This window comes from Pseudoalteromonas sp. NBT06-2 (assembly GCF_002276045.1).
Classification (GTDB): Bacteria; Pseudomonadota; Gammaproteobacteria; order Enterobacterales; family Alteromonadaceae; genus Pseudoalteromonas.
The window spans coordinates 1-11,276 of sequence record NZ_NQMR01000103.1 but is presented as its reverse complement, the minus strand read 5'-3'; the positions used below and the strand labels follow the sequence as shown (position 1 = coordinate 11,276).

Genomic DNA, 11,276 nt, shown 5'->3' with positions numbered 1-11,276 from the left:
CAAAATTGCGCAAGTGTTTTTTACAATTAAATTGCAAAAAGCTCAGCTTATGTATCTTTTGGCTATTTAACCAACAACAATGTAAGTAACTCTTTTAAGTGTGAGTTAAATCCCGCCTAAAACCTTCGCGAAAGCGAAGTTTAAGTATTAATCAAAAAGACTATAAAGTAAGGTCAATTTAATTACTACTTTCAATTTTGTGATTTTTATAATTAATTAGCCGTTAATACAACATGCTATATAGTTTACGTCTATATTTAAGTGCTAATGCATCACCATCAGGTAAAGTAGCAATCACATCTAAATACATTTTTTTAGCTTCACCAAAAGCTAAATCCTTTTTCAATACTATATATAAGGACTCTAAAGCTTCTTCTTTTCTACCGACCTGATTATACTGAACAGCCAATTGCGTTTTAAGTTCAAAATTATCAGGTTCTAATTCAACCTTATCTTGCAGTACTTTTATTTCAGGTGAGTCTAGTGCTTCTAATGCGAGCTCTAGTTTGGCTTTAAGATTTGTATAATAGGCATCTTGCTCTATCATTGGAATACTTGATAATAGCGCTTTAGCATCTTCAAGTTTTTGTATCTTTAAACATATATCAGCAAAAACCAGCTTAATTCTCGCATTTTCTGGATTTATTTCATAAGCCTGCTTTGCAAAATTATATGCTTTATCCATTTCACCATTTATTAATGCTTGTTTTGCCTGCTCTAGTATTAAATCATCTGGTGAGGGTAAATGTTTACTGAGTGCTTCTCTGATTTGAGCATCTGTTTGTGGACCCGACAACATATCAACTGGCGCAGAAGCTTTAATGATAACTAAAGCTGGAATCGCTTCAATACCAATTTGTTGTGCTAATTGTTGTGCTAATGTTTGTTGCGCTTCACAATTTAGCCGTGCTAATAATAAATGTTCCGGATATTCACTAGCAATAGCAGATACTAAAGGAGCTTGCTGTTGGCTTTCTGGGCTATTTGGTGAGTAAAACTCAATGATAACCAATTTATTTTGTGAATTTTCACCTAAAATTTCCTGAAAATTTTCTGATGTTAAATCTAGAATGTTGCTCATAAAGCTTCTGCATCAATTAGTAATTAGTAATTAGGTATTATATTTGGGTCTAAACTATTATTTACAAGTTCTATTATGTATTTCTTTATCAATTGATAAAATGAGTCAATATGATAATTTAAACTTTATCTCCTTATAAATAATTATATATCTATGAAAAACTTTTTATTTTCAAGCCTAGCGATAGCCCTTAATACTCATGCATTAGCTGATAACAATTCAAATTCATTTATTGAGAAATCCCTTAATAATAATTTACCTAAACTGGAAACGCTTTACTTAAAATTACACCAAGCACCTGAATTATCTTATATGGAAAAAGAAACAGGGAAAGTAATGGCTAAACAACTCGCTAATCTTGGTTTTACTGTGACTTCAAACGTCGGTGGCTTTGGTGTCGTGGGTTTATATAAAAACGGCAATGGTCCAACAGTGATGATCCGTACCGATACCGATGGACTACCGATTATTGAGCAAACAGGTAAAAACTATGCATCAACAGTCACCACTTTAGATAAAAATAATAGCAAAGTAGGCATAATGCACGGTTGTGGTCATGATATACACATGACTAGCTTTATTGGTACAGCACAACAATTAATTGAAAATAAATCACAATGGCAAGGTACGTTGATGATGGTAGCACAACCAGCTGAAGAAGTTGGAGCGGGTGCAAAAGCCATGTTAAAGGAAGGTTTATTTACTAAATTTGCAAAACCTGATCATATCTTAGGTTTACACGTAAGTGCTTCGGTACCTGCGGGTAAAGTTGCTATCGCACCAGGTTATGCCTTGGCAAATGTTGATTCCGTTGATATTACTGTAAAAGGTAAAAGTGGTCATGGCGCTTATCCTCATTTAACTAAAGATCCTGTTGTTTTAGCTTCTCGTATCGTTATGGCTTTACAAACAATTAATAGTCGCGAGATCTCACCACTAAAGCCATCTGTTATTACAGTCGGTTCTATTCATGGTGGCTCAAAACATAATATCATCTCTAATGAAGTAAAATTACAACTCACTTTACGCTCTTATGATCCCAAAATAAGAGCACAACAAATTGCTGCAATTAAACGTATTACACATGGTATTGCGATTAGTGCTGGTTTAGAAGATTCGATGAAACCTATTGTTTACGTTCATGAAGAAGAAAAAATCCCATCAACTTACAATGATCCAACTTTAGCAAAAAATGTTCAATCTAGTATTGAATCTGAACTAGGTAAAATTAACGTGCTAAAATCTGAACCTGTCATGGCTGGTGAAGACTTTGGTTTATACACGTTAACTGAAGATAATATTCCAAGTACGATATTTTGGTTAGGCGGTGTTCCAGCTAAAGATTATGAAGAGTCAGTAAAAAATGGTACTAGTTTACCTTCATTGCATTCAAGTAAATTCGCACCTGATTACCCTGTTGCGATTAAAACGGGTGTACGTGCGATGACAGCCAGTGCATTAGATTTATTTAATAAAAAACGATAATTAAAAGCTGTGTGATATTTAGTTATTATGCTTTTAGCTTATTTAACTGTGGTTAGGCAACTTTATCTCAACTAGACAGCCACCACTTGTTTTATTTGTAAATTGTAGCTGTCGCTTATGTGCCTAAATAATTTATTTATATTTCATGAAGCTAATTTCTTTAAGACGCTTTTTTATAGGTTTTGCGCTTACGCTTAAATTTTTTATTCGGTTTTTGTTCTGGCAAGCTTTTAAAAATCGTACTATCACAGGTTTTTGAGAGAGCTATAATGTCATTTAATTGTTGTAATAACGGCTGCATAAAATGTTGATAGCTTAGCTCTTTTTGTGCAATAGCACCTAAGCTTGATTCCCATACAGCTGTTAAATCGGGTTTAGATACTTGTTCTGGTAATACTTGAATTAAAGCAATGCCCGACTCTGTCGCTAAAATTTGTTTACCTTGGCGTTTTAAAAAGTTACGTCTAAATAATAACTCTATGATCCCCGCTCTGGTTGCCTCGGTGCCTAAACCATCCGTTTCTTTTAATACCTTTTTAATTTCAGGATCTTTTACAAATCTGGCGATCCCTGTCATAGCAGCTAATAATGTGGCATCAGTAAAGTGCGCTGGAGGCTGGGTTTGTTTTTCAACTAGTTCACCTTGAACGCAGTGTAATTGCTGCCCTTTAACTAGGTTAGGTAGTTTTTCTTCATTATCAAGCTCACTTTTACCCATTAATACTTTAAAACCGAGCTGTACCTCTTGTTTTGCTTTAGTTTTAAATCGCCCTTTTGCGATTTCAATTTCAACTTGAGTTTCATTAAAAATATATTCAGAATAAAACTGGGCTAAATAATGACGAGAAACCAGCTGATAAATATTTTTTTCATATTGCGATAAACTCGCTGATTGCAGCTTTTTAGATGTCGGAATAATCGCGTGATGTGCTTCTACTTTTTTATCATTCCAACATTTAGACTTTATACTTATATTAGCACCATCAACCTTTTTCGTATTTTGTCCTTGGTTATTTTTTATCGCAGCGAGTACTTGTGGCGCTTCTTTATGATGCTCTTTAGGTAAATAACGGTTGTCTGATCTGGGGTAAGTTATCAACTTATGCCTTTCATATAAGTTTTGACAAGTATCTAATACTTGTTGTGCTGCCATGCCAAATGCTTTGGCGGCATCAATTTGTAAAGCAGATAAATTATAAGGCAATGGAGCATTTTGCTTTTTTTGCTTTTTATCAATATTTAACACTGTGCCCATTTGATTCGTAATACGGGAAACTACATTTTGTGCTAAGCCTTTATGTAATACACGACCTTCATCATCCATATAAGCTTCACATGCTTCACTTGGTTGCCATTTAGCGCTAAAAGTTGTTGATGAGTTATTCTCGAGATCTGGGTTTAAATGAGCAAGCACCTCATAAAATGCATGAGGCACAAAGTTTAAAATTTCTAAATCTCTTCTAACCACTAAACCCAAAATCGGTGTTTGCACTCGCCCTACTGATAATACCCCTTTAAATCCCGATTTTTGCCCAGCTAAAGTATAAGCCCGTGTTAAATTCATACCATAAAGCCAATCGGCACGTGAACGTGCTAAAGCTGATACACTTAAAGGAATAAACTCACTATTAGATTTTAAATTAGATAAAGATTTTTTTACTGCTGATACATTTAAGTCACTGACTAATAATCGTTGTGCATTTTGTTTTTTAGTTTTAGAAGGTTTAGCATGATCAATCACTTCATCAACCAGTAATTGCCCTTCTCGGTCGGGATCTCCGGCATTGACTAATTCATCAGCTTGTTTAATTAACTTTTTTAAAACCGTTAATTGTTTACGGGTTTGTGCTTTAGGTTTAAGTTGCCAAGTCTCTGGCACGATAGGTAAATCAGCGGCATGCCATTTTTTATATTTATCATCATAGCTATCCGGCTCAGCTTGCTCTAACAAATGGCCTATGCACCAACTGACAATATCGCCACCAGCCACTTCAATATAGCCGTCATGTTTTTTGTGGGGCTTAGGCAAGGCATCAGCAATCGCACGGGCAAGTGAGGGTTTTTCAGCAATATACAATTTCATATTATGAGTCTTAGCTATCAGCATTAAGATACTGGTTACTTATACAGTTATCATAATGACTATTTACTTTTATTGCTAACTTTTATTGTATTTTTTTATTGGCATTGGACATGTTAAAAATTATTAGCTTGGTTTTTCAAATCCTAAATGCGGATAATAAAGGTCACACATATTCGTGCGCTTATCATTTAAAAAATGTAATCAAATAAAAAAGATGGAATGTGAATATAGATAAAAGAGATTTTAAAGTTCGAAACTAAAAAAGCTAAGCGTCCACAGCTTCTTTAGTATTTTTGTTTTTTAAATATTGCGTGAAAATCACAATTAAAGGGGCAAAGCATAAAGCAACAACAGCTGTATTAATAATAGGTAATAAAGTCACATACAAATAATCAGTATAGCTCAAATCAAAATAGTGACGGTCTACCAAACGTACTAACTGTAGTAATGGCGCAGGTAAAACAATTAATTGACCAAGAATAGATTGCCAAAGATGAATTTTATCTTTCATAGTAAGATAAGCTATGGTGCCCATCCAAAATAAATCAATAGATGCCCAAAAAATATATCTAGCTATGTATACTTTATAATCAAACTCTTTAACTAAGTCACTAAAGAGGACACCAATTAAAAAAAAACAAAAAGTAACTAACGCAAAACGATAACTAGGTTTATCAGAAAAAAAGTATAATAAAATAGCAGCTCCCCCCAAAAATAAAAGGTAGCTGCTATAAATTAGATTTAGTATTTCACGAAAATTGTCTAAAGACATACTGAATGTTTAATTATTTTTTTTATCGTCCGGATCTGTATCATCACCGCTGCCACCTGGCATATACGAATATTTATCAATTTTAATCATAATATTTTCCTTAATTTTAGTTATTTCTCTTTATAAAAACTTAAAAACTCACCATTAAAACGGTGAGTTTTTAAGGTACAACAATTAAATTTAAATGCCAAGAGGCTTTTGATATTAACCGAAATTATTTTCCAACTTCAATGGGATCTGACTCTTTCGCTTTACCCTGCATAATTGATATTTCGACTCGGCGGTTGCGCTTACGGGACTCTAAATCACTATTAGGCACTAAAGGTCGGGTTTCAGCATGGCCTATTACCATCATACGGTTTTTATCAAATCCGCGTACTTTTTGCATTTCACTGGCGACTGCTACCGCACGTTTTGCCGATAAATCCCAGTTATTAAAGTACAGTTCGTTACTTACTTGATAATCATCGGTATGACCAGATACTTCTATTTCACCAGGGACATCTTTGAGTAAATCGGCAATTTGTTGGATTATCGGTTTAAATTGCGGTTGTAAAAATGCACTACCCGATGGAAATGAGCCATTTTCACGAATACGAATGATGATTTGTTGCCCTAAAGATTCTAGCTCTATGGCGCCATCTATAATTTGTTGCTCAAGCTGTTGTGCTATTTTTTTAACTAACTCATTAACTTGTTCTTGATCGGCTGTTTTTTCTGCTTTTGCCGCGGACTCTTGCTTAGCGGTACTTTGTGATTCACCACCGCGTTTATTACCCCGCTGCTCTTGGCGACCACCCGCTGAGGCTTCATCACCCGCCTGAAACTCTAACATTTGCTGTGTCATTTCAGTGGTTTGTTGCTGAATGGTTTCTATCGGTGTTGGCTCAGGTTTACCGGGCGTAAACTCTTGCGCGATAACACTGGTACCTTTTGGAATATCTTTGACTTCAAGTTTATTTTGTACACCAAACGCAAACTTCATTGAACCCGCTATTTGTTTAAACTTTAATACATCCATTTCAGACATCGCTAACAGTAATACAAAGAAACACATCAACAATGACATTAAATCAGCAAAGGTCCCCATCCAAGCGGGTAACCCCACAGGAGGACATTTACACTCTTCTTGTTCATCAGACATCGCTTATCCCTCAGTACTCACTTCACGTTTAGATTCTGCGATATAGTTTTTCAATATACCTTCAATAACTTTTGGATTTTGACCATCTTGAATGCCTAAAATGGCATCTAATATCAGTTTTTGATTCAACTCCTCTTCGTCACGACGGTTTTCTAGTTTTGACTGAATAGGAATAGCAATTACATTTGCTAAAAATGCACCATAAAGTGTTGTTAATAATGCTACGGCCATTGCTGGGCCGATTGCTTTTGGATCATCCATGTTTGATAACATAGCAACTAAGCCAATCAATGTACCGATCATGCCCATTGCCGGTGCAACATCACCTAGTGATTTAAATAAACTCGCGCCTTGATCATGTCGATTAGTGGTGAGCGTAATGTCTTTTTGCAAAGTAGCTCTAACAACATCAGCATCATGGCCATCAACTAACATGTCTATACCTTTTTGCATAAAAGCATTTGGGATTTCGGCTTCTTCTAATGCTAAAAAGCCGCCTTTTCTTGCTGAATCGGCTAACTCTACTGATTTTTCAATTAATTCGTCAGGTGCTTCAAGCTTAAACATAAACGCTTTTACACCCACTTTACCTATGGAAAAAAATTGACCCATAGTAAAATTTGATAGTACTACAAAAAATGAACCACAAAATACGATTAAAACAGACGGTATATCAACAAACATACCTAATTCGCCACCAAGTAACATCGCCATCACGATAAAACCTATGGCACCAGCTATACCTATTATTGTTGCTAAATCCACAAACCCTCCAAGGGCACTTCACACTTGTTGTTTATATTAAGTTAGTTTTAACTATCGGCAAATAAATATTTTTCTAAAGACCGTTTATTTCCAACAAGTTTCATCTTATTTAGTTGTCTGTATAGTCAATCCTAGTCATAAAAAAATAAAAAAACCAAGTAAATGGTTAATTGTTGTTTGTATTCGATGCAGATCCCCCATAAAATTACCTTCTTCACCTATATCTATAATAAAAAGAGAATCAAACAATGGCTGTAAAAAAAGCAGAAAACCTCAGTTTTGAACAAGCAATGTCAGAACTCGGTAACATAGTCACTGAAATGGAAAATGGTGAACTTACTCTGGAGCAGTCTTTAAAACAATTTGAGCGTGGTGTTCAGTTAGCTAATGCTTCATCATCAAAGTTAAATCAAGCAGAACAAAAAGTAAAAATACTTATGGGTAACGATGAAAACAGTACGTTAACTAACTTTGACTCTGATCCGGAATAAATGCGTGAATAACAGCCATATAGATATTAAGCCCGCACTATTATCAGCACAAGAACGCATTACTTGTGTATTAAATGATTTAATTGATAAACAAAATAATACCGATGACACGTTAAAATCTGCTACCCGATATAGTTTATTAAATGGCGGTAAACGATTAAGGCCTTTTTTAGTGTATATCACAGGAAAAATGCTTCATGCTAACCCAGCTGATTTAGATATTGCTGCAAGTGCTATTGAGTGTATGCATAGCTATTCTTTAGTACATGATGATTTACCAGCAATGGACGATGACGGTTTACGCAGAGGCAAACCGACTTGTCATATTGAGTTTGATGAAGCAACAGCTATTTTAGCAGGTGATGCACTGCAAACATTAGCTTTTGAAACTTTATCTCAACATGAATTTATAGGCATTAGTCATAAACAACAAATTGCATTAATATCTGCTTTAGCGCAAGCATCTGGATTAACGGGTATGTGTGGTGGTCAGTCATTAGATTTAGGAGCAACTGATAAAATAATATCCCTTGAACAATTAGAACAAATTCACAATTTAAAAACCGGTGCGTTATTAAGAGCTGCGATTAAATTAGGTGCTTTGTGTTCACCTAATTGCACCTCTGATATACTCAATGCATTAGATGACTTTGGTAAAGCAATTGGATTAGCTTTTCAAGTACAAGACGATATTTTAGATATTGAAGCCGATACTGAAACTTTAGGTAAACCAAAAGGATCAGATTTAGCTGCTAATAAGTCGACATATCCGGCATTATTAGGCTTACAAGGCGCAAAAGACAAAGCAAGGCAATTATATCGAGATGCACTAACAGCACTTGAGAATATCAAGGCTGATACCAGCGAATTACAAGCCCTTGCCACGTATATAATAGAAAGAGATCATTAGGATAACGAATAAATATCATGACATTTGATAGTAGCAAGTATCCCTTATTAAACATAGTTGATAGGCCTGAGCAACTGAGGCAGTTGCCACATGAAAAATTAGTGCCTCTTAGCAATGAACTCAGAGAGTATTTATTAGATTCAGTTTCACAAAGTAGTGGCCATTTAGCTTCAGGGCTTGGCACAGTTGAGCTGACAGTCGCATTACACTATATATTTAATACACCTTTTGATAGATTAATTTGGGATGTAGGTCATCAAGCCTACCCGCATAAAATATTAACTGAACGTAAAGATAAAATGCATACCATTCGTCAAAAAAATGGGTTGCACCCTTTCCCATACCGCGGTGAAAGCCAATACGATACATTTAGTGTTGGCCATTCAAGTACTTCTATTTCAGCAGCATTAGGTATGTCGTTAGCAGCTAAGAAAGAAGGTAAAGATCGCAAAGTGGTTGCTGTTATAGGTGATGGCGCTATGACTGCTGGCATGGCATTTGAAGCAATGAACCACGCTGGTAATTTAGATTCGGATATGTTGGTTATCTTAAATGATAATGAAATGTCGATCTCTGAGCCTGTCGGTGCCTTGAATAATCATTTTGCCCGTATTTTATCTGGTAGCTTTTATAGTAATATCAGAGAAGGCAGTAAAAAAATATTATCCGGTATGCCACCAGTAAAAGAGCTTGCCAGTAGAATGGAAGAGCATTTAAAAGGCATGGTGATCCCAGGTACTTTTTTTGAAGAATTAGGCTTTAATTACATAGGCCCAATTGACGGTCATGATGTAACAATGTTGACCGATACATTACGAAATATGCGTAATTTAAAAGGCCCACAGTTATTACATGTTCGCACAAAAAAAGGTAAAGGATATAAACCAGCAGAAGCCGACCCAATAGGCTACCATGGCGTACCTAAGTTTGATCCTGCTACAACACGCTTACCAAAATCAAAACCGAGCGCACCGACTTTCTCTAATATATTTGGTGATTGGTTATGTGATATGGCTGCGACTGATGACAAGTTAATTGCCATTACACCGGCTATGCGTGAAGGCTCTGGCATGGTGCGTTTTTCTAAAGAGTTTCCAGAAAAATATTTTGATGTTGCCATTGCTGAGCAACATGCTGTTACGCTCGCAGCTGGTTTTGCATGTGAAGATCAAAAACCTGTAGTGGCAATTTACTCTAGCTTTTTACAACGTGCATATGATCAGTTAATTCATGATGTTGCTTTACAAAACTTAGATGTCTTATTTGCGATAGATCGTGCCGGCGTTGTTGGAGCTGATGGCGAAACCCATCATGGTTCTTATGATTTAAGCTTTATGCGTTGTATCCCTAATATGGTTATTATGGCGCCTTCTGATACGAATGAATGCCGTAAAATGCTTTATACAGGTTATCATTTAGCTGGTCCTGTCGCAGTAAGGTACCCGCGTGGTACAGCAGGTGATGCCCAAGTTGAAAAAGAAATGACACTGCTTGAATTAGGTAAAGCAAATCAAGTTCGTGAAGGTGAAAAAATTGCAATTTTATCTTTTGGTACTTTATTAGGTAATGCCAAACCGGTAGCAGATGAACTTAATGCCACTTTAATTGATATGCGCTTTATCAAACCACTAGATACCAACCTATTATCAACACTTGCTGAAGATCATACTTTATTTGTAACGCTAGAAGATAATGCAATTATGGGCGGAGCTGGCTCTGCAGTTAACGAATTTATACAAGCGAATAAGTTAGAAGTAAAACTTCTCAACTTAGGTATACCAGATGAATTCATTAAACATGGCACACAACAAGAACTGAATGAAGTAATGGGTTTAGATAGCCAAGGAATATTAAATCGTATTAAAAGCTGGTAAATAGAGCCTTATCACTTTTTTATAAAAAAAGGTGTCTAAGCCACCTTTTTTATCTCTATTTTTAAACTAGACTTGCTCTGCTTTCCATTTATCAAAATTAGCATATGGGTAATCTGCACCACCTTGCATTATTCCGGCTAAAACTGTGTATGCAGCCACCCAAGCCTTTTCCACCTCCGGTGTATATTCGTGTTGTAAACCTTGCTGTAAAGTCCACAGTAAGGCCGATGCCACTGAATCAAAATCTACTTTTTTAACACCATAAACTTCATGACGACGTCCTAATTGCCAAACAGCTATTTCTACTCTATCAAATTGTTTTAAGCTTCTGACAACCGTTGTTAGGATTTGCATTAATTTCTTTCCTTGCTCTTCAATATCATCAGAAAACATAGATTTTAAAGATGGATTAATCTCAAACAAACGTCCATAAAATAAGTCTGCGGCTTGTTTGGCGATTGGGACTACTTTTTCCCAAGAGACTTGCACTAACTCCAATTGCTGAGGTGTCATAAATATCCTATTTAATAAGTTATTGACAATTGAAAGCTTAGTATAAAAAATAAAATGTTTAAATTTCTTATAATAAATTGTACTGTTATTTTAAGCTGATGCTCGTAAATATGATTTAATACAACTTAATGCTACTGGAGTTATGCCTCAAATAGCGC

Annotated in this window: 10 protein-coding genes; 4 read left to right on the top strand and 6 right to left on the bottom strand. The window is 35.6% G+C overall.

What is annotated here, in order from left to right:
- Window positions 1–223 precede the first annotated feature (223 nt).
- A complete protein-coding gene (locus tag CJF42_RS17890; protein WP_095367984.1) occupies window positions 224–1,081 on the bottom strand; it encodes a tetratricopeptide repeat protein in 858 nt (285 codons plus the stop codon).
- Window positions 1,082–1,234: 153 nt separating this feature from the next.
- On the opposite strand from CJF42_RS17890, the gene CJF42_RS17885 reads away from it, so the two are divergent.
- Window positions 1,235–2,566, top strand: a complete 1,332-nt coding sequence (locus tag CJF42_RS17885) for a M20 metallopeptidase family protein (RefSeq protein ID WP_095367983.1) — start codon at window positions 1,235–1,237, stop codon at window positions 2,564–2,566.
- Between the two features lie 160 nt (window positions 2,567–2,726).
- Here CJF42_RS17885 and CJF42_RS17880 read toward each other — a convergent pair whose 3' ends face one another.
- The 4 genes from CJF42_RS17880 to pomA form a co-directional block, all read right to left on the bottom strand.
- Window positions 2,727–4,649, bottom strand: a complete 1,923-nt coding sequence (locus tag CJF42_RS17880; RefSeq protein WP_095367982.1) for a DNA topoisomerase III — start codon at window positions 4,647–4,649, stop codon at window positions 2,727–2,729.
- Window positions 4,650–4,914: 265 nt separating this feature from the next.
- A complete protein-coding gene (locus CJF42_RS17875) occupies window positions 4,915–5,421 on the bottom strand; it encodes a hypothetical protein (RefSeq protein ID WP_095367981.1) in 507 nt (168 codons plus the stop codon).
- A gap of 214 nt (window positions 5,422–5,635) precedes the next feature.
- A complete protein-coding gene (locus CJF42_RS17870) occupies window positions 5,636–6,565 on the bottom strand; it encodes a flagellar motor protein MotB (RefSeq protein WP_095367980.1) in 930 nt (309 codons plus the stop codon).
- Window positions 6,566–6,568: 3 nt separating this feature from the next.
- On the bottom strand, window positions 6,569–7,330 hold the full coding sequence (gene pomA / locus CJF42_RS17865; RefSeq protein WP_095367979.1) for a flagellar motor protein PomA: 762 nt from the start codon (window positions 7,328–7,330) through the stop codon (window positions 6,569–6,571).
- Window positions 7,331–7,578: 248 nt separating this feature from the next.
- Between pomA and xseB the strand changes: the two genes are divergently transcribed.
- The 3 genes from xseB to dxs are packed head-to-tail and all read left to right on the top strand — an operon-like array spanning window position 7,579 to window position 10,605.
- Window positions 7,579–7,821 (top strand): exodeoxyribonuclease VII small subunit, encoded by a 243-nt coding sequence (xseB, locus tag CJF42_RS17860; RefSeq protein ID WP_095367978.1) that lies wholly within the window; start codon window positions 7,579–7,581, stop codon window positions 7,819–7,821.
- 19 nt (window positions 7,822–7,840) lie between these two features.
- Window positions 7,841–8,731, top strand: a complete 891-nt coding sequence (gene ispA, locus CJF42_RS17855) for a (2E,6E)-farnesyl diphosphate synthase (RefSeq protein WP_095367985.1) — start codon at window positions 7,841–7,843, stop codon at window positions 8,729–8,731.
- Window positions 8,732–8,748: 17 nt separating this feature from the next.
- Complete coding sequence (gene dxs / locus CJF42_RS17850; protein ID WP_095367977.1) at window positions 8,749–10,605, top strand: 1-deoxy-D-xylulose-5-phosphate synthase; 1,857 nt, start codon at window positions 8,749–8,751, stop codon at window positions 10,603–10,605.
- Window positions 10,606–10,671: 66 nt separating this feature from the next.
- Here the strand turns inward: dxs and CJF42_RS17845 are convergent, their stop codons facing one another.
- Window positions 10,672–11,118 (bottom strand): globin family protein, encoded by a 447-nt coding sequence (locus tag CJF42_RS17845; protein ID WP_095367976.1) that lies wholly within the window; start codon window positions 11,116–11,118, stop codon window positions 10,672–10,674.
- Between the last annotated feature and the right edge of the window lie 158 nt (window positions 11,119–11,276).

Excerpts from the sequence above, each read along its gene's own strand:
- CJF42_RS17890 (WP_095367984.1), bottom strand. The coding sequence starts at position 1,081 with ATGAGCAACATTCTAGATTTAACATCAGAAAATTTTCAGGAAATTTTA.
- CJF42_RS17885 (WP_095367983.1), top strand. The coding sequence starts at position 1,235 with ATGAAAAACTTTTTATTTTCAAGCCTAGCGATAGCCCTTAATACTCAT.
- CJF42_RS17880 (WP_095367982.1), bottom strand. The coding sequence starts at position 4,649 with ATGAAATTGTATATTGCTGAAAAACCCTCACTTGCCCGTGCGATTGCT.
- CJF42_RS17875 (WP_095367981.1), bottom strand. The coding sequence starts at position 5,421 with ATGTCTTTAGACAATTTTCGTGAAATACTAAATCTAATTTATAGCAGC.
- CJF42_RS17870 (WP_095367980.1), bottom strand. The coding sequence starts at position 6,565 with ATGTCTGATGAACAAGAAGAGTGTAAATGTCCTCCTGTGGGGTTACCC.
- xseB (WP_095367978.1), top strand. The coding sequence starts at position 7,579 with ATGGCTGTAAAAAAAGCAGAAAACCTCAGTTTTGAACAAGCAATGTCA.
- dxs (WP_095367977.1), top strand. The coding sequence starts at position 8,749 with ATGACATTTGATAGTAGCAAGTATCCCTTATTAAACATAGTTGATAGG.
- CJF42_RS17845 (WP_095367976.1), bottom strand. The coding sequence starts at position 11,118 with ATGACACCTCAGCAATTGGAGTTAGTGCAAGTCTCTTGGGAAAAAGTA.